This is a genomic window from Lacrimispora struthionigena (assembly GCF_048627165.1).
Classification (GTDB): Bacteria; Bacillota; Clostridia; order Lachnospirales; family Lachnospiraceae; genus Lacrimispora.
Map to the genome: position 1 here is coordinate 1,140,159 of NZ_JBMBWP010000001.1, position 20,338 is coordinate 1,160,496.

The 20,338-nt window shown below is 37.2% G+C and carries 16 protein-coding genes; all 16 read left to right on the forward strand.

Going from position 1 to position 20,338, the window contains the following annotated elements:
• Window positions 1–10: 10 nt before the first annotated feature.
• The 16 genes from ACOAOT_RS05190 to ACOAOT_RS05265 all read left to right on the forward strand — a co-directional run bounded on the left by ACOAOT_RS05190 (window position 11) and on the right by ACOAOT_RS05265 (window position 19,755).
• Window positions 11–1,219, forward strand: a complete 1,209-nt coding sequence (locus ACOAOT_RS05190) for a hypothetical protein (RefSeq protein WP_420216002.1) — start codon at window positions 11–13, stop codon at window positions 1,217–1,219.
• 116 nt (window positions 1,220–1,335) lie between these two features.
• The gene (locus tag ACOAOT_RS05195; protein WP_420216003.1) at window positions 1,336–1,725 is read left to right on the forward strand and encodes a hypothetical protein; all 390 of its coding nucleotides are present in this window, start codon (window positions 1,336–1,338) and stop codon (window positions 1,723–1,725) included.
• Between the two features lie 202 nt (window positions 1,726–1,927).
• Window positions 1,928–3,232, forward strand: a complete 1,305-nt coding sequence (locus ACOAOT_RS05200; RefSeq protein ID WP_420216005.1) for an IS30 family transposase — start codon at window positions 1,928–1,930, stop codon at window positions 3,230–3,232.
• Window positions 3,233–3,662: 430 nt separating this feature from the next.
• Window positions 3,663–5,249, forward strand: coding sequence for a contractile injection system protein, VgrG/Pvc8 family (locus tag ACOAOT_RS05205; RefSeq protein ID WP_420216007.1), 1,587 nt, complete (start codon window positions 3,663–3,665; stop codon window positions 5,247–5,249).
• 26 nt (window positions 5,250–5,275) lie between these two features.
• The gene (locus ACOAOT_RS05210; protein ID WP_420216008.1) at window positions 5,276–5,488 is read left to right on the forward strand and encodes a hypothetical protein; all 213 of its coding nucleotides are present in this window, start codon (window positions 5,276–5,278) and stop codon (window positions 5,486–5,488) included.
• Between the two features lie 9 nt (window positions 5,489–5,497).
• Window positions 5,498–6,019, forward strand: a complete 522-nt coding sequence (locus ACOAOT_RS05215; protein WP_420216009.1) for a hypothetical protein — start codon at window positions 5,498–5,500, stop codon at window positions 6,017–6,019.
• A 30-nt stretch (window positions 6,020–6,049) separates the two neighbouring features.
• Window positions 6,050–6,643, forward strand: a complete 594-nt coding sequence (locus ACOAOT_RS05220) for a hypothetical protein (RefSeq protein WP_420216010.1) — start codon at window positions 6,050–6,052, stop codon at window positions 6,641–6,643.
• The gene (locus tag ACOAOT_RS05225; RefSeq protein WP_420216012.1) at window positions 6,624–8,024 is read left to right on the forward strand and encodes a contractile injection system protein, VgrG/Pvc8 family; all 1,401 of its coding nucleotides are present in this window, start codon (window positions 6,624–6,626) and stop codon (window positions 8,022–8,024) included. The genes ACOAOT_RS05220 and ACOAOT_RS05225 overlap by 20 nt, the downstream gene beginning before the upstream one ends.
• An 11-nt stretch (window positions 8,025–8,035) precedes the next feature.
• Window positions 8,036–8,608 carry a hypothetical protein gene (locus ACOAOT_RS05230; RefSeq protein WP_420216013.1) on the forward strand — a complete coding sequence of 191 codons (573 nt, stop codon included), beginning with the start codon at window positions 8,036–8,038 and terminating at the stop codon, window positions 8,606–8,608.
• Window positions 8,587–9,129, forward strand: coding sequence for a hypothetical protein (locus tag ACOAOT_RS05235; protein WP_420216014.1), 543 nt, complete (start codon window positions 8,587–8,589; stop codon window positions 9,127–9,129). The genes ACOAOT_RS05230 and ACOAOT_RS05235 overlap by 22 nt, the downstream gene beginning before the upstream one ends.
• Before the next feature lie 35 nt (window positions 9,130–9,164).
• Window positions 9,165–14,204: a DUF6531 domain-containing protein gene (locus ACOAOT_RS05240; RefSeq protein WP_420216015.1), complete on the forward strand. Its 5,040-nt coding sequence runs from the start codon at window positions 9,165–9,167 to the stop codon at window positions 14,202–14,204.
• A 427-nt stretch (window positions 14,205–14,631) separates the two neighbouring features.
• Window positions 14,632–15,000, forward strand: coding sequence for a hypothetical protein (locus tag ACOAOT_RS05245; RefSeq protein ID WP_420216016.1), 369 nt, complete (start codon window positions 14,632–14,634; stop codon window positions 14,998–15,000).
• Between the two features lie 106 nt (window positions 15,001–15,106).
• Window positions 15,107–16,129, forward strand: coding sequence for a hypothetical protein (locus tag ACOAOT_RS05250; protein ID WP_420216018.1), 1,023 nt, complete (start codon window positions 15,107–15,109; stop codon window positions 16,127–16,129).
• 191 nt (window positions 16,130–16,320) lie between these two features.
• A complete protein-coding gene (locus tag ACOAOT_RS05255; RefSeq protein ID WP_420216019.1) occupies window positions 16,321–17,142 on the forward strand; it encodes a hypothetical protein in 822 nt (273 codons plus the stop codon).
• Window positions 17,143–17,556: 414 nt separating this feature from the next.
• Window positions 17,557–18,240, forward strand: a complete 684-nt coding sequence (locus tag ACOAOT_RS05260; RefSeq protein WP_420216020.1) for a SecDF P1 head subdomain-containing protein — start codon at window positions 17,557–17,559, stop codon at window positions 18,238–18,240.
• 348 nt (window positions 18,241–18,588) lie between these two features.
• Window positions 18,589–19,755: an IS110 family RNA-guided transposase gene (locus tag ACOAOT_RS05265; RefSeq protein WP_420216021.1), complete on the forward strand. Its 1,167-nt coding sequence runs from the start codon at window positions 18,589–18,591 to the stop codon at window positions 19,753–19,755.
• Window positions 19,756–20,338 lie beyond the last annotated feature (583 nt).

Genomic DNA, 20,338 nt, shown 5'->3' on the forward strand with positions numbered 1-20,338 from the left:
GGTACAAATTATGGCAGCCGGAAGAAGAGTTGATTTTACTCAAAAAGAAATGGAAGAAATGACTGGACTGGGTAGAGTTCAGTTTAAGAGAAATTTAGATCGAGTATGTGATATGTATGGAATTAAAGTAAGTGACTTTAAAAAGGAAAAAGATAATCCAAACAGCCATTATACTTTCCCACCAGAAGTAGCGGAGTTGCTAGCATTACTTGTAAAAAATTTTGATTTTCATCCGTTGACACTAGCTAAAAAAGAAAAGGAAAATAAAATTGTAAAAGCAACGGACGTTGCAAATTACAATAAGAAAATACTGGAAGATATTGATGAGATGGAAGATGTTTTTAAGAAAGCCATATACTGCAGACCAGGTCATTATGCTGCTAATAATATTGCTTTTTGGACAGATGAATTTGTAAAACAGTTAACCAGGTTTATTTATAATCTTTCGGCTTTAAAATCTGAGAATATTGGTGACGCATTGGCACAATTTACAAAGAAGTTAGATGATATGAATTATTTCCTGTTTAGGGGAGAGTATTTCAGAAATGAAGTAATGGCATCTAATGAAGAAGCAACACCACTAGAATTCCGTATGACAGAATTAGATAAATCTATGAATGTTCAGAATAAGAGCATTGATTTTATTATTGCGGATATGATAAAAGGTTTTCTCCCAACTGTAAGAGAAATTCGAAAAAAGAAGTTTCCAGAATACGAGCCACCATATGAGTTTATAAATAACAATCCGATCCTGGGTCTTAAGGCAGTTGTGGTTCCAGACGGAGAAGAAGCTGAGGATGATTTGTTCTTGGTACGAATGTTATACTATCGTCAAATGATAGCAGGAAGATTGCCATCAACATCATATGAAACAAATGAATTCAATTTAGAACATCTCCATGAGAAAAATAGTCAGTGGAGAAATAGAGTAGATGCAATTAAGGATGGCTCTTTTAAAGAACCTTCTGAATTATCTCTTGAAGAGAAGAAGAAAAATGTGAAAGCTAATATTGCAGATTACAAGGCATATATAGCAGTAGCAGAGAAAATTTTAGAAGAGTTGGAAAATGAAACAGAAGACTTGGAAAAGAATCCTTTGTTACTAGGATTGCAGACATCATTTGAGGAACATTGCACGACTGTTGACAAAGTAAACAAACGTCTTCACGAGATTGTAGATGAACTTGTAGGAGAGGCAATGCAAGAGATTATGAAGTAAAGTGTACAACTTTTTTGTTTTCTGTACACATACTGCGATTTGGGTTTCTCTAAATTATAATAAGGTTAATCTGAAGTGGCCACCGAAGAGAAAATTATTATCAGGAGGTTGAAACCATGAGTAAATTTAAAACAGTATCAATGCAGTACATCCCAGGAGAGTATTACAAGACACAGGGACATAAGTCGGGAGAGAAAAATCACTACAATAAATCAGGACGATTCGTTAGACAGGATGGGTTCGGATGGGCAACAGAGTCAAGACCATCACAGCTTCTTCTTTATGTAGAAAGTGGGGAGAAATCGGTAGAGGTTGGCGTGGATCCTTATTTTAAGGAAGTTGTTGGAAGAATGACCGAAAATCGTGTTGGTAAAATAATGGATACTATGCCAGACGAGGTTCACGTAGAAAAGCGAGTATCATATTATGGAAATGAGTACCTTGCAGTTAAGTACTCAGAAATGGATGCTTGGAGAAAAGCAGCAGGACTGAAGAAAAAACGTTAATACTTAAATGAATAACTAAATTCTAGCCTTGGCAATCGGAATTTAAAATTGCCTCAATTGTAAAATAACTTTCCCGTCTGAAAGGGAAAGTTAGGTACAAATATTTAAAAACAGTAATGAGAAATTCGTATTACAAAAAGGCAGGGCGCAGTCCCTGCCTTTCATGATATATTGAACTTAGCCGGTGGAGAAAGGAGACACTATGGCAAAGTTTTTATCTTATGAGGATCGTTTGGAGATTGAAAGTGTACTGAAAGAGGATCTAACTTTTACAGAGATGGGTAAGAAACTGGGAAGGGACAGAACTACTATTACAAAAGAAATCCGTAACTATGCAGTTGAGCAATGCACAGGATATTCAGTCTATCCTCATAATGTATGCAAGTATCGAAAAGGATGCAAGAGAAAAAAAGTGTGCGGAACAAATGAATGTAAGCATCCAATGGTAACCGTATTCAAACAGTGTGAGAGTCTTTGTAACAGGTATTGCGAACAGTTTGAAGAAGAAGTTTGTACCAGCAGATTTAAAGCTCCCTATGTATGTAATGGCTGCAGTGAAGTGAAAAAGTGTACACTGACGAAGACAATTTACGACGCATTGGAAGCCCACCGCCAGGCATCTGAAAAGATCGCACAATCAAGAAGTGGGATTCTTTCTACAGAGGGAGAAATTGGCAGACTCAATGAGATCCTGGTTCCGCTGATTAAACAAGGACAGTCCATCCATCAGATTTATTTAAATAATAAGGACGAACTAATGTGTAGCGAGAAGACCTTATACAATTACATAGATGGAAGTCTGTTTGATGTGAGAAACATTGATCTTCCACGGAAAGTAAAGTATCGTCCGCGTTATAAAAAACCAGAACTGAAGGTAGACAGAGGCTGTCGTGTAGGAAGAAACTATCATGATTACGAGGTGTATTTAGAGAAGCATCCTGATACAGCGGTGACCCAGATGGATTCTGTGATCGGGAGCAAAGGTGGAAAAGTTCTGCTCACGGTATTTTTTGTAGAAACGTCCTTGATGCTTGCATTCCTAAGAGATGCCAATACCTCTAAGTCAGTAATCGATGTTTATGAAGAACTATATCATAAGCTGGGGGGACAAGACTTTCGAAAGTTGTTTCCAATCATTTTAACAGATAACGGAAGTGAATTTTCTAATCCGAAGAGTATCGAGTATGGTGCAGATGGAAACGGACTACGAAGAACCAGAATCTATTATTGCAATCCAAGTGCGCCCTATCAAAAAGCAGAAATAGAGGTAGGTCATGAATTCATAAGAAGGGTATTACCAAAGGGGAAAAGCTTTGACGAACTGATGCAGGAGGATATCAATCTGATGATGGATCATATCAATTCCTATAGAAGAAAAAAACTAAATGGGAAAAGCCCGTATGAAGCATTCTGTTTTTATTATGGAAAAGACCTGGCAGATAAACTAGGATGCCACGAGGTTGGCGCCAAAAGCATCAATCTAACACCAGGTCTATTGAAAAAGTAGCAAGATAATCGGAACATGAAGCCACCGGCTGGAACGAAAAAACAGATACCAGCAGACGTGAATTTCGGAGTACAAAATTTGTAAGCCAAAAGTGACGTCCGGTTTTTGTGCGCCAAAATCATCCTGTTACCAGAGATTATACCATAGAAAGCAAGTGAAAAACGGGAAAGTCATAACAATTGTGGAATTTCGAGTTCAAAAATTGAAGGTCGATTTCAAAGTGTGAAACTCGTTTACAAAACGGGAAACTCGAAATGCTATTGACCAAGACTGCAGTAAAGTTGACATAATATTACCAAAAATTACATGTAGCCGGTTAAATGTTACATCAAGCACAAATTTGACGATTTATGGTATATAATGTAACATTAGAGTGGTATTACATATTGATTAATAAAAAAGTCCAAACAGATGCGAGAGGTGCTATTTTATGAATGCAGTAACATCAGGGAATCTAATAATCAGCAGCGATCTGAACATCAGTGAAATTCAGGAATTTGATATGAAAATAGAGAAAAACTGCCATACCGCTGCCAGGATCACAGGATCTGTACCGGATGAAACAGGATGGTCTCCGGTCTTTCAGAAACTGGAGGGAAGCAGTGTAACAATCTCAACTGCAGATGAAAGGGGGAATAAAGCCGTCCCACCTATCTTTTGCGGTTTCATAAGAAATGTTGAGATATGGCAGGAAGGAAATGGTCATAGAGCAAGAATTGATGCAATATCGCCTACGGAGTTGCTGGATCTGGAAGAAAAAAGCAGATCATTTCAAAAGACTGATATGACTTATAAGGAACTGGTGAGAAGTGTATTATCGGATATAGGAAATGCGGATGTAATCTTTCATATCGAAGACCGGAAAATCGGCAGACCAATCTATCAATACAGAGAGACGGACTGGAAATTTTTAAAACGGATTGCAGGGCAATTAGGAACTTCCCTGCTTCCAGGAGGAGTTTCCCTAAAGCCGGAGCTGTATTTTGGTCTGCCCCTTGGGGATTCGGTAGAAGAGAAAGGAATCCGGCCTGAGAGAACGTGGTTTGATAAGACTTACTATACATTTGACCGGGATCAGTACCATTTTGCAAAACATCAGTTTATCTGTTATGAAATAAGCAGCTATGAAAGCTGGAAGCCCGGAGACCATATATCTATCTCCGATGGCCGGGAAATGGTGGTTCTATCAAAAAAGTGCAGGCTGGAAAACGGTCTGCTGGTTTACCATTATACGGTAGGTTCCCCCGAAGTATTCGGGACGGCTGGATATGACAATCCTAAAATGTCCGGGGTTTCTATGGCAGGAACGGTGCTGGAAACGAAACAGGAATCTGTGCGGGTTAAGCTGGACATTGACGGGGAGCAGTCTTCCGGAGAAGGGTATTGGTATCCGTGGATGCCGGAAACCGGTAATCTGATGTATTGTATGCCGGAGGTTGGAGAGCGAATCACGATAACATTTGATGACGGAGAAGGCGCTGCCAGGGCCAGCAGGAGTATCCGGAAAAACGGAGCTGGCAATGGAGAGATGGGAGATCCGTCCAAGCGGTATTTTACAACAGCAAAGGATAAACGGTTGTTTCTGTTGCCGGATAGTCTGGGATTTGTGGATTTAAAGCAAAAGGTTCCGTTAAAAGTAGAAATTCATGACAAGACGGGAGCGGACATTGAGAGCAGCCGGGAGGTGACAATCCTGGCTAAAAAAGGAGTATGGCTGAAAGGCAGCCGGGTATCTTTTCAGGCTCCCCAGGAAATTTCGATTGTAAGAAGGAATAGCCTGTCTCCAACGGTGATCAATATGTGCAATGGATTTGATTCCATTGGAAAATTCGGAAAAGTAAAAATGGAAGGAAGCAAAGATGCCGGATTTCCTGTTTTTGATTCTTCAGATGCCAAAGGATATGATATCGGTGGGGCGGAGAATGCTGTAATGGCCTCCACTCCAAGCGCAGCTGGCTCTACCGGGTTGGAACGGCAGATAACAGGGACAAGGGTAGATATGGTGAAGGCCAGATAGGAATAGTTTCTAAGGGAGGTGAAAAGATGGGGAAGACCATAAAAATCGGCGGCGTGGGGAAAAGCCCTGCAATTGAAAAGGTTAATCGTCTGAATGCAATCAGCAGCAGTCTGGATGCAGCGACCGTGCTTGAAAAGAAGGTATTCCAGTCAGAACAGGCTAAGGCGCAGGAACGCTTGAACAAAAGAAAGCAGATCATTGAGAATTTTTCCATCAGCTTTCAGGATAAGAATGAGTAAGGTGTAGGTATGATGAACATATTGTATGATCCGGACACAGAAGGGTGTCTCCAGGAGCAGGTCACTATGGAACGGATTACATTGGCTGATGCAATGTTATCCGCAGAGATTCCGGCAGAGCTTAAGCAAATGCCTGAGAGCATGAAAGACATGCTTTACCCATATGAAGATCGCCCGGAAATGATCTTTTCAGATGTGGATGGAAAAAATCAGATGACATTCCAGTTGATTGATAAAAACCTGGGGCAGGAAGAAACAAGAAAAGCAGCAGAGGCGGTCAGGGAATACATAAGCAGCAGATATCCAAGAAGTGAGCTGTCACCAGTTCATTTTCATGCAGCCGGACAGTATCCGGCAAGCTGGTTTACTATGGAACTGGAGGAAGCCGGAGGAATGCAGCAACATGTAAAGGCGGTCCTGTCAGTCCGCAACCAAATGTTTCTTGCTACAGCGACTTACCCGGAGCAGGACCGCATGAAATGGGAAGTGCTGTTGAAACAGTTCTTTAATACGCTGCGTGAAACAATTTAGTATATCAGGTAATGTCGGGAGGAGAACCAGATGGAAGAAGTTCAGGATGATGATATAGATAAAGTATTCCTTCAAATACAGAAGGAACTGCAAAAGATAGAACCGGATACGAAGAAGCCGGGAGGAGAACCGTCTGGCCGGTCAGAGTTTAATGGTCCTGGTTTTACAATGAAGATTCCTTGTGGTTTTGAAGAGACAGGAAGGAAAAAAGCAGCGTCGGTTTTCTTCTCCAAAAACCGTCCGGAAATAATTCTTGTCAATCCACATGAACACGCAGGACTCACTTTCCAGAATGCAATATTGGAATGTGAAGAAACCGATACAGATCTGGAAGCTGAGAGGGAACGAATCCGCCATATACTAAAACAGGCAGACGGAAAGAACGTTTTCTATGACCAGGGAAATGTATCTGGAACTATCCCTGTCCTATGGTTTGACTACAAAAGCTTTGCCGCCGATGAACGGGTCTATAACATGATGTTCCTGTTCCTTTCGGAGGGAAAATTAATCATAGGAACTTTTTACTGCATATTTAAGGACTACGACAGATGGAAGCCGAAAATCCTTACCATGCTTGATACGATACAGACAGAGGAGGAAGAGTGTGAAAGAATACAATCTTAAAACAGAACCGTTACAGTTTATAGAGATCAGAGAACTTAAGGTCAGCAAAGAAATTAATGAACATGGTACTGCTGTAATAAGCGGATACATTGCAGATAAGGATGAAGATAGTTATATAAGTCAGCTGACCGGAGACGTATGGGAGAAAATAGAAGCAATAGGAAAAGATGGCGAAGTACAGACCCTCTTCTGGGGGATTGTTACTGGTTTCTCCATTGAAAGCATGAAGGACCAGAAAAAGATGATCCTGGAAATAACTACGGGTACGTGTTTTATGGATTTAAAACCACATTTCAGGACCTTCCAGGACAGTACAGTTACATATGAGAAGATCTTTAAACAGATCACCGGTACTTATGAGAACTCAGGACTCATCAAAACACGGCCTCTTACGGATCCAACAGGTAAACTGGTGCTGCAGCACAGAGAAACCGATTGGGAATTTTTAAAGCGAATGGCAGCAAGATTTCACAGCTTCCTCGTGCCAAGCACCAGGACATGGGGTGTTAAATGTTTTTATGATCTGCCAAAGGGTGAACGTTATGAACTTGCAGATCACATGAAATATGCAGTAAAAAAAGATCTGGGAAACTACCGCAGAAAACGGAATCACGGACTTTCGAAAATGCAGGAAGGAGCCTGTCTGGAATACATCCTACAGAGCCGGGAGGAATATCAGATCGGGGACCAGCTAACAGTAAACGGACTGCAGCTCTTTGTATGGAAGATGGACAGCAGTTATGAGAGAGGAGAAATGCTTCATACATGCCATTTAAAATCCAGGTCTGGCATGGACTTACCGGAAACATTTCAGGAAGACAGGACCGGATGTTCCTTCCAGGCAGAGGTCCTGCAGGTGAAAGAGGATAAAGTGATGGTAAAGGTCTTAAAGGATGAAAACCAGGAGCAGAATATCAATTTGTGGTATCCATACTCTACGGTTTATTCTACTCCTGACGGAACCGGCTGGTACTGTATGCCGGAGATCGGCGATGCGGTAAGACTGCATATACCGGAGCAAAGGGAAGAAGAGGCTTATGTGGTCAGCTCCGTCCATCTGGATACGGAAAGTCCGGACCGGAAAAATCCGGAGCACAAGATCATCAAGAATAAATACCAGAAGGAAATCCGTTTTACCCCGGATTCTATTGTAATTACCAATAATCAGGGGACGAAAATAGAACTCAACGATGCAAAAGGGGTGCAGATTGTCAGCCAGCATGACATCGTGATAAAAGCGAAGGACGACTTAACGATTTCCAGTGAGACCGGTTCACTCATAGCGGCCGGGACTTCATCTGTAAATTTAAAACAGAAGACAACCAGCATCGACATTGATCAGGGTATATCATTTACCGGAGGAGAACTGAAAGTACAATAGGCAGGAGGATCATGATGGACCGGTTAAAAGAATTAGAGAGAGCCGCCCAAGATGCCGAGGAAGAGTTATTTTCTTCCCAGTGCCGCAGGCTGGAGAGAGAATACCAGAAAAAGGAGCGCAGAGAAGAAGCGGTGGATGCCTTTATACGGTTATTCAGTCAGGCAGTAGATGAGCAGAAAGAAGTATCATGGTTGGGGATATGTTATCTCCACACCAGCCTTCAGACCGGAAGCCATGAATTCCGGTTGTCTCTGTATGACGAAGAATTTTATTTTGATCCGGAACCGGCAGAACTGTACTGGCGTCCTTCCTGCTTTTTTGAATGCTTTGAGGAAGATATGGAAACTGTGATGACAGGCTTACGGAAAAAGTACCCAAGGATCTGGAGGTATGAGGAAGATGCTGTCCGCAGGAAATGTGTGGAATATTACTATGCGGCTTTCCGTCAGCTGTGCTTTGACCTATCAGGAGAGATTATGGAAACGGAAGCTTTTCAAAGGGCAGTAAAGGCTGAAAATTTTACTGCCTTTTTCGGAAGATATCAGGGAGAGGGGGAGATCCTTTGGCGTATGAAGGAAAGATGAAATATTTTATATTGACCAACGGAGATAAGAATCCTTTTCCGCATATCTTAAACTGGAGCCAGACCATTGATGTAAGGAAGCTGACACGGGACGAGTACCAGAAGATTCCGCCTTTTATTCAGCTTAATGCGAAACTTGGAATGGACGGAATATTTCCCGATGTCATTGTTAAACCATTTCTTTTGCTTTCCAGGTCAGCTATGGAGGTAACGGCTTTATATGATCGAGATATTCCATTTTTGTTTTTTGTACTATTTGACACGGAAAAAGGGGAATGTGCTTCCTACTACTGTCCTGTGTTAGAAGAAGAGGAGTGTCTGGTAAAGCAGCCCGGTCCCGGACAGAGGGAGATAGTCCTTGACAGAGAAAAAATTAGTGGAGCTCCTTTATTCCGTGTCAGAACAGGAACAGAAAGTGCAGTAGTAATTCGTATGGATTTAGCGGAAAGTCTGCTGGAACGGGAGGCCATCGGTCTGAAGCTTAAGGAGGTAAGTTTATCTGACAGCAGCATCTTGAAATAAACGGTTGAAATAGGGGAAAGAGAGGAGAAAAAGCAATGAGTGAGGCAGGTAAAATGAATTTAGGTCAGGGACCAGGAATGCTGCTTAATCAGGCCCAGAAAGCAGCAGACAGTAAGGAGTATCTGGTGGAAGGCGCAAAGCTTTTCTGTGTCAACGGCAGCAATATTACCCAGCTTAAGCTTCCAACTGGTCATGGATATACCAGCGGTGGAAAGAAAAAGGTAAACTGCAAGGATTGTAAGGCCTGTGAAAATATTCCATACTTTGGAGAGTGCCGAAAGAACGAGAAAGACCATAAGTGCGAAGGCTTCATGGATCTGGTTGATAAATGGGAAAACACGGCAGTAGGAACCGGAAAGGCGGAAACCGTAGGAGGAGAAGAGGCTATCAGCATGAGCTCTGTCCTTCTCTGCAAAAAGGGAGGAGTCATTATTCCCGTGACATCAGGTCAGGGATATGACGGAAAGATAAACTGGGCTGCATTTTTAAAGCGTTACCAGAATGTGTTCCGCTGGGTAGCAGGAAAGAATAAGCTCTGTCAGGTTTTTGGCAAAGATCCCATCAATATGAACACAGGAAATTATATTTATGAAAAAGAGGATCTTGTAATAGATGGGGATCTGCCGTTAAGTTTTCACTTGTTCTATAATGCTATGGATTGCGGAGACCAACAGGTACTTGGAGAAGGATGGAATCATAATTACGGGGTCCGTCTGATAAAAATCAAAGAGGAAGAACTGTTAGGAATCGTCATGGAAGATGGCCGGGAACTGCCTTACTGCCGGAAGCTGGGGGATAGTTATGCACCTGTAATGGGAGACGGAGGAATACTGAGCAGATTAGAAAACGGCTACCAGTTTGAGCGGGAAGATGGTACTGTTTATGAATTCGACCAGGAGGGAAAGCTATACAGTCAGAAAGACAGGAATGGAAACAAGCGTAAATTTACTTACAACAGTGACGGACTTTTGGAATGTGTGGATAATGGGACCGGAGGCAGGCTGAATTATACCTTTAACAAGGAAAGGAAACTGATCTATGTAGAGGATCATACCGGAAGAAAGATCAGTCTGAAATACCAGTATGGGAAACTGCGGTGGTTTACCAATTCCATGGGAAACACCTATGCCTATGAATACAATGAGAATGGAAAGCTAAATGGAATTATTACGCCCCGGGATATACTGGGAGTAAAGAATGAGTATGATGGAGCGGACCGGGTAAGAAAACAGATCATGCCCGATGGGGGTGTGACAGAGTTTCGGTATGATGATGAAAATAACCGCACCTACATGTTGGAGCAAAATGGAAATCTGGTTATTTATGAATGTGATAAACTAATGCGCAATGTTCGTACCATTTATGAGGATGGGGAAGAGATATTTGAATATAATGACAGGAACCAGAAAATCCGTTTTACAGACAAAAACGGAAACACTACGAGGTATGCATACGATAACAGGGGAAATTTAACGCAGGTGATTAATGCTTTAAGACTGAAAACCTGTATGACCTACAATGAAGAAAATCTGTTGGTATGTTTAAAATTTCCAAATGGCGGACAAATTAAATTTCATTATGATGAGCAAGGTAATTTGATTGAAACTGTAAATCAGCTTGGCTATTCTTCCAAGGCTGTTTATGATGGTAAAGGAAGAGTAACTTGCGTTATTCAACCTGATAATTCTGAAATTTATTTTGATTATGATGAAAAAGGTAATATTGTTTGTTTTACGGATGCCCTTGGTAATAAAATGTGTTATGAATACGATGAACGAAATCAGATGGTTAGAGAGGAGGATGGAAATAAGAATGCAACCTGTTATTCTTATAATACGAAAGGTGATATTGAAGAAATTATCAATGCTGCCGGAAATAAAAGAAGGTATGAATACAATGTTAGTGGTAAAATAATAACTATGGTCGATTTCGATGGGACAAGCCATCATATGGATTATGATGATTGTAATAATCTATGTAGTTATGAGGATGCAGAGGGAAATGTGACATTATATCAATACGACCAAATGGGTAATTTGGAGAAAATCACTTATGCCAATGGGGGAGAGTGTATTTATACATACAACCATTTGAATCGTTTAAAAACGTATACAGATGTTATGGGGGCTGTGGTCAGTTATCATTATGATGCAGTTGGGAATCTTATAGAAATAATGGGACCCAGAGGAGAAAAAATAAGTTTATCTTATAATTGTTTAAATCGAAGGTCGTGTATTCAGGAACCAGACGGACAAATTACTTCGTACGAATATGATATTCAAGGTAATATATCAAAGATAATAGATAAGCAGGGAAAGAGTACATGCTATGAATATGATATGTGTGGGAGAAAAGTAAAAGAAATTGATATTTTGGGGAATATAACAACATTTAATTACAACTCTATGAATAATCTTATAGAGGTTATTGATGGTGCAAATAGAAAAACTTCATACGACTATTATCCCGGGGGGCTGCTGAGAGAAGTTAAAAATTCTGATGGAACCAGCGAATGTTATGCATATGATAAAAATCAAAATTTAGCAGAGCGAAAAAATCAGTTAGGATATTCTGTTTATTATGCATATGACAAATTAAATCAGCTTACAAACGTTCATAGCAGCAAAAATCAGGAATTAATTTTTGATTATAATAATAATGGAAAAGTAACACGTAAAATCGATGCGAATGGAAATCCAACTCAATACAAGTATTCACCGAATGGCAATTTGATAAGTGTAATAGATTCTTTAAAAAATGAGGCGAAATACGGTTACGATTGTATGGGAAAATTGACATCAGTATTTATACCCGGAAACGCAAAAGAAAAAATGATGGAGATTGGTGATGCGATAAAAATAAACAAAGAACAACATAATTTACATCTTACCCAGATGGATAGAGATTTGTTAGGACGAATTATAGTTGTAACGGATGCGTTGGGAAATAAGCAGGAATATGAGTACGATCAGGTTGGAAATATAATAAAGAGTTATGATCGTGAAGGGTATAGTACAAGCTATACATATGATTTAGTTAACAATTTGCATAGTATAATTTATGATGATGGAAAACATGCTGAGTTTAGTTATGATGAATTTCGACATCTTAAGGAAATGAATGATTGGCATGGAACGACTAGTATCGAATCAGATACTTACGGCAGATTGAAGACTATAACTGATTATAAAGGAGAAAAAATATCATATGAATTTGGTAAAATGGGTGAAAGAATAGCTACTATTTATCCGGATAATAGCAGAGTTAGTTATTGCTACGATCATAATCTGCGATTGAAACAATTAACTTATAAAGATCAAAAAGTTAATTATTTATATGATAAATATGGGCGTTTAGAGCAAAAAAACTATTCTAATGATTTAATTACAAATTATAATTATGATGAATCAGGACTTCTAAAAGATATTATTCACAAAGAATCACAAGGCGTTATAGATAAATATCATTTTAATTATGACTCAGAAGGAAATAAAATTAATGTAAATAAATATAGAAAAGGCATTAGTGAAGAAACGGGTGAATTTTTCTATGATTATGATGGTATGAATCGATTAACAAGAGTTAAAAATAAAGACAAAGTTTTAGCTGAATATGAATATGATAATTTTGGTAATAGATGCTTCTATAAAAAAGAGGGTGTAATTCATTCTACTTATACATATAATTCATTGAATCAATTAATTTCTGAAAATGGTGATCAAGAAAAACAATACTTCTATGATAAGCGTGGTAATTTGAATAAAATAATACAAGGTGAAGAAGAAATAAAAAATTTCACTTTTGGCTCAAATAATTACCTTGAAAAAGTAGAGGACATTTCAGGATTAAAGTCTGTATATGGTTATAATGGACTAGGAAGCAGAATTTTTTCTAATAATTCTTCAGGAGATAATTATCAAGAATGGGATTACACATTAGATTTAACTTTAAGTGATCACAATTTACTTGAAATATCAGACAAATCTCAAAAACAGAAGTTTATATGGGATGATAATATTGTAAGTGTAGATAATGGTAAGAATGAGCAAAATTTTCTTCTTGATGATTTAGGAAGCCCAATAAGGACACTTTACAAAAACGGACGAACAGCATATAGTTGTTCTTATGATGAATTTGGAATTGCCACACTTAATGAGAAGAAAGAAAATCCTATATTTGGGTATACCGGTTATTTGTGGGATAAGGCTGCTGATTTGTACTATGCATATGCCAGAGAGTATAAACCTGAGTGGGGAAGATTTATTAGTGAAGATATTTCAAAAGGAGATATCCATAATCCATTTTCCATGAACTATTATGCATATTGTTTCAATAGTCCTTTAAATTATGTGGATCTAGACGGAGAATGGCCTAAATTTATTAACAATGCAGTTGAATGGGGAAAAAAACACAAGGGAGCAGTAGTTGCAGGTGTAGCAGTAGTCGCGGTTGCAGTAGTGGCGGTGGCGGCAGCCCCTGTTGTTGCGACTTTTGGAGTTGGAGCAGTAATAGGAGGTATGGCAGCAACAGCAGGCGTAGGAGCAGGGATAGGGGTAGGAGTAGATGCAATAATCCAAGGTGTTGAAATAAAAAAAGGTAAAAGGGATAAGTTTAATGGATATGAATTGGCTATCAGTGGATTATCAGGTGCAGCTGGAGCTTTAACAGGTCCGGTTGGCGCTGGAATTGTAGCGGCAACGAATTATGTTGGGACAGAGATTGTGAATGATAGAACACCATCTGCAACTGGTATTGTAACTAATGCAGGGTTTGGATATTTAGGTGGAAAACTAGCTTCACAAATCTCACGTGCAACTGCATCTAAGTTAGCTTACGGTAAAAGTGCATTAAAACCAGTGTGGACAGGCATAAATGTACCCTATGTGCCTAAATATATAATAAACGAGTATGCAAAGGTTAACACCTCAGTACTTATGAAGGGGATAGTGAAATCATTTTCTGTGTCAAATCCATGGTTACCTCCATTAATAACAGAAGCAATAGATGGTTTATCTGATATATTAACAAATACACATAAAAGTAAAGCAGCTGATAAGTGTATTGTAACTGAATAATGAACTTAGTTAAATAAAACAATCCACGAAACATAAGCATATAGCATTATAGTTGATACAAGTTGTCAATAAATGCAAAGTACATTGATGAAATATTGAGTTTAGAATACAAATTGAATAATTATGTCATGATTATACTGTTGAACGGCACATTATCTGAGCCTAATTTTCGCAAATTAAAAGACCTTGGGGGTCTTCCACCCCCAATCTCCTGGAATCCTTGTAGGATCGATAATTGAAAAGACAATTACCGTTTCTACAAGGCTAGAATTGTGGTAAATTAATTTGATTAATCTGGTTGAAAATAGGTGCAAATAAAATGTTCCGTAACATTATACAGAACACATAAATTCATTAGTAAATAAACTTTAAATTTCGGCATCACTAAATTAAAAATGCACTGTAGTCAAGTATAGGAGAAAAATTAATGACATCGCGAGCAGATATATTATATTATTTTGGAGTAATAATTTGTATTTACTTATGGGAAAATATATTGTTTGGAAATTTAACAGCTTATTATGAAAAGGCAAAAGGTAAAATCCAGTTACAAGCAGGAATAAAAAGAATACTGTTCCCGTTATTTAACATAGAAAGATTTACATATGTAAATCTTATATATCAGGTTTTTAACTTTTTCTTATTTATATTAATGATATGTATAGGTATTATTATAGTATTATTTGGAGTTAATGAATTTATAATATACTTGGTAGATATATATTCAAAATTTCAAAAATTTTATTGGTTATTAGGTCCAATATTATTGGAACTTAGTTTGAAATATTTAGCATAAGTTTTATATCTGAGGAAGAGCATATGTAGTAAATGATATTAGGCATTTGTATTAACTGGGATGGAAAAAATAGATATATATTTAAGTAATACAGGCTTTAAATTCCATGAAAATTTATAACGTTAACGAAAATGGGACAATATTTGATCCAAATGGCTGGATTGTACCTTGTCCGTTAAAGCCTAATAAAAATCTTCGATATTACACTTTTTTTGATGAACCAGGAATGATTTATTGGGGGTATGTAAACAAACCCAAGAAAGATCCTGTAGCTGTACCAGCAGAAAGTCTGGAAAAATATAAGACTATGGAAAAGGCAGCAAAAACTGTTGGTATAGGTGTTGGTGCAGGATATATAATTTATAGAGTATTAAGAATAATTGATATCCAAAATACATTTAAAAATATTATTCTTGAGGTAAAATTTATGACAAATTTACTTAAAAAAATAGAGAAAATTGTGGTTATTACTATGATTTCGATAATATTAATAGCTACAATCTTATATTTTTTATTATTAAATTTACATAGGTATAGAAATAGTAGTAATGATTCTGTAAGCATAAATTTTAGTGAGAACAGCTATACGCTTACTATAAAAAAACCAGAACCTCAATATGCGGATACTATGGAAGAAGCTCTTCAAATAAATTCTGAATATTTTTTTTCAAGATATCCATATATGAATAAAGTGAGTGATATTATTAAAATATTAGAAAATGATAATTATGCTACAATGTTTTATCATGTAGATGGAGGATTAGAATCAGATGGAATTGTGGCTAGTAAATTTATGGTTAGGACAATAAATGAAAAAAAACAATATGCATTAATTTTAACAAATCCAGAAACTGTAGGTGGTAAGTGGAGATCTAAACCATTAATAACTGCTCAAAGGTCGGCTCCTTTATATGATTTATTGGCTCAATATAGCATTAATGATGGAGAACGATTTATATTTGGTAGTTTTGGAACTGATAAAGTAAATACTCTAAAAATAGAAGGTCAGAGTCCAACAGAGATAATTGAATATAATGCAAAGGGGAAGAAAGAGTACTTTTGGTATTATGAAAATTTAATTAGTGATAAACCAAGCTCACAATTTGATATAGAAATGGATGAAGAATGAAAGTTTAAAGCCAGAGCATTGAGACCAGTATAGAAGTGGAGTAAAAGTGAAAAAGACAGAATGGGTTAAATGTCTGTGTTTTATTAATGCCAAGCAATACTGTGACTAGAGGAAGGTGATGCCATTAAAAAATGCATTGCATAAAATAAGAATTCAAAAGTAATAAACTGTTATATGGAGAGTAGTGAAAAATGAATATATTCAACATGATAAGGAAATTATTATTATTTATGGTTCTTTCTTTATATGCAGTCATATTAAGTGAACTTAGCTCTAGTGAAGTAGTTGCATCAGAGCTGAATACTGAAAAAGCCACCGTGAAAATTACACCAGAATCCTATTTAGAGCAATATCTAGAGGCGTTTAATAATCAGGATGAGGAAGCAGCTTACCGTTTATGGATTCATGGTGATGATTCAGAAAAAGCAAGAAAATCTTTTGCGGACTTATTTAGTGGACATTTAAAAATTTGGGGTGTAAAAAAAACATATACTTATACTAAGAGTGGTGAAAAATATAGACCTGCTGAGGGAAAACGACCTGCAGGAGTTCTATATACCTATGAAATTGAGTGTCCCGAGGATACTTTTCAGGTTGAGTTATCAATTGATAATAATTATAATGGAAAATCCGGGCTAAACTATTTTAAATTAAAACGCCAGGAGGAGCCAACAGGAAAATTTAGTACTTGGCGAAAATTTGATTTTGCACAATGGGTTATGGCTTTTTGTGCCATGCTAGAAGTGATTTTTACTTTATATACATCAAGTATTTGTATAAAAAAGAAGCAGAAACGTTGGGGATTATGGCTTCTTTTGATTATGATTGTATATGGAGGCGTATGCTTCACAGTGACAGAAAATGTTCAAGTGGGATTTTTTGTGTATACGCTATTTATGCCTAAAATAATGAAATATGCAACTGGTATACAGGTGTTTTTATCGGTACCAGTTGGTGCGATTGCTTATTGGATATTTAATCATAACAATAGAATTAAAAAAGACATAAAGTAAGATGTTACTGACGGTTTAAAGTTTTTAAACAACCGACAGATTTTATTCAGTTATGTTCGATATCCCTGTCTGCCAGAGTTTTGATTGAAAAGAAATCCTGATGGATAGAAGATTATATTCTCTAAAGTTATAAAAAAAGGGGGGTAATTAATTCCAAATTGCCCTCATTTTAGTTGTAGTTTTTTCTTGCATAGTTATCATCAAGATGACCCAAGAGTTTTTGCAGTTTAGTATCTTCTATTCCATTTTTGTAAAGGCTGGATGCAGTGTAAAGGCGAGAGCATGTGTGAAAATGGAGGAAAGATGGGAAAGAAAAGTATAGTAATGGAAATGATGAAAAAAAGTTCATCTTCCTACGGCTCTCATTATGCAGCATATGAGAGCTAAATTTGGAGATTCAGAGAGGTAGAAGGAGTGTTTCAAAGCAGAGATTTAATTATTAGAGAAAATAAAAGGTTTAAAAAGAGATTGCATATAGTTATAATATGTGTAATGCTATTAACCTTAAGTGGTTGTATACAAATGAAGGATTTTATCTATTCTTCTCATACATTTTCTATAACTCTAGATACAACAGAGAATATATCTAAAACTCAGCTTAAGCAAGCATGTGATGTAATAGAAAATAGAATAAAAATATTAAAAATAGATGGGACAGCAAGTACTAAAAACCAATCTATAATTGTAACTATAAAAGGTATTGATAAATCAGATGAATTGATTGAAAAATTATGTCGTAGGGGGAATATTTGTTTTATTGATGAGAATGGTAATACAATTTTGGATAATAGTTCAAATGATTTAATTGAATCGGCTCAAATTTATTTTAAACCATTAGACGGTAAATCTAATTTTTCGTTAGAGGTTCATTTATGTAAAAAAGCTGCTGAGGAGTTTGGAAATTTTACAGAACAGAATATAGGAAAACATATAGGTATTATTATTGATCAAGAGATGTATTCCTATCCATTAATTTCGGAAAAAATTGAAAATGGCATATTTGAGATGGATAATATTAAAGACGAAGAGAATGCATTTATTATTAAATACTTATTTTTATCTGAATATTTGCCTTATGAATTTTCGCTTCGTCAATAAATTTATAAGTTGGAGGAATATACTATGAAAAGACTTATAGCAGCTATAATTGATATTGTTTTATTTTATATTTTTAACTTGTATGATAATTAGGAAGTTAATTATCACACGTTCCTTTCTTTTTAATATCGTGGTTATAATACATTCAGATACTGTGGACTTTTGATTTTTTCCTGTAGCTTTGACTACTCAACTGGAGTGTATTGCCGCTACCTTTATCTGAATTGTTTATATGCTGGATGTACCGGAGCACTTTGTTCCAATGAGTACTTATTTCAATCAAGTCTACGATGATAATCGCTGGTGGATATCACGGTATCAGATCTTACGAAAGGGAGGTACAACCTCATGATTTACGTTGGTATTGATATTGCCAAACTTAACCATTTCGCCGCTGCCGTTTCTTCGGAGGGCGAGATACTCATTGAGCCGTTCAAATTCACAAATGACGCTGATGGCTTCCAACTGCTGATTTCCAAAATCGAATCATTCGATAAGGACAGCACCATCATCGGTCTTGAGTCGACGGCACACTACGGTGACAACCTTGTTCGATACCTTGTTGCCAGTCTTTACAAAGTGTGTGTTCTCAACCCTATTAAGACGTCTCAGATGCGAAAGAACAACATTCGCAAAACTAAGACAGATAAGGTCGACACTTACGTTATTGCTAAAACTCTAATGATGCAGGATTCCTTACGGTTCGTCAGCTTCTATGATCTTGATCTGATGGACTTAAAAGCTCTTGGGCGCTTTCGCCAGAAAACGATAAAACAGCGAACCCGCCTTAAAATCCAACTGACGACCTATGTTGATCAGGTCTTCCCCGAATTGCAATACTTCTTTAAATCCGGTCTGCATCAGAATGCTGTCTATGCCCTTCTTAATGAAGCACCTTCTCCTAACGAGATTGCTTCCATGCATATGACTCATCTGGCAAATCTGCTCAAAGTGAAGTCTCATGGTCACTTTACAAAGGAGCAGGCCAAAGAATTAAGAGTTCTGGCACAGAAGTCTGTCGGTGCAAACGACAGCGCTATATCTATTCAGATAACCCAGACCATTCAACAAATCGAGTTACTGGATAGCCAATTAAATAAGATTGAAGCAGAAATGACGGACATCATGAATTTCAATGAATCAGTCATCATGACCATTCCTGGTATCGGATACATAAATGGCGGAATGATTCTTGGTGAAATAGGTGATATTCACCGTTTCTTAAGTCCTAACAAGCTGCTTGCTTTTGCTGGTTTAGATCCGTCCGTATATCAGTCTGGTAATTTTCAGGCTAAACGAACTCGTATGTCCAAACGTGGCTCTCGTGTACTGCGATATGCCCTAGTAAATGCAGCTTGGAACGTTGTAAGAAACAACGACACCTTCAAGGCTTATTATGATGCCAAGAGGGCAGAAGGCCGAACTCACTATAATGCCCTTGGGCACTGTTCCGGCAAGTTAGTCAGAATCATCTGGAAGATGCTCACTGACGAAGTTGAATTTAACCTCGAATAAGAGGTCTGTATACCAATATCGATAGATTTTGAAAAAGCACCCTCAGGGAGCTCTATTAAAGTTACCCTATTTTACCATCGATACGAAAAAGAAATTTTTTGCTGATTTATGATTGACTTTTCATAGCTGGTCTCCCTTGTGGTATTGTTATTATTAGCTTGTATATTAAATTCGAGTTTGTATATATTTATAGATTTAATATTTAATTTTTATATTGTCATAATGATAATTATATTATTTGCTTATTTTTTTATAGCAGATTATAAATTTTCTGAACTCACTGTGGGTAAAAAAATTATGAATATAAAACCTTATCAGCATGTCGATAAGATAAAATTTGAATATTCATATGTACATACGTTAATTAAAATAACAGCATCAATATTGTGGCCAATCACACTTATTTATTTTCTGACTCACAATAATACAATGTTCTATGATACGATTTTAAAAATAGAGATAGAAAATTAATAATTTTTGAAAGATGTAAACTGTAAGGAATTTTAGGAATACTTCATACCTTAGAAAATGTTGATAATCTGAGGATATTTTTCAATGCATTTGCCGTTGGATTAACGTATTA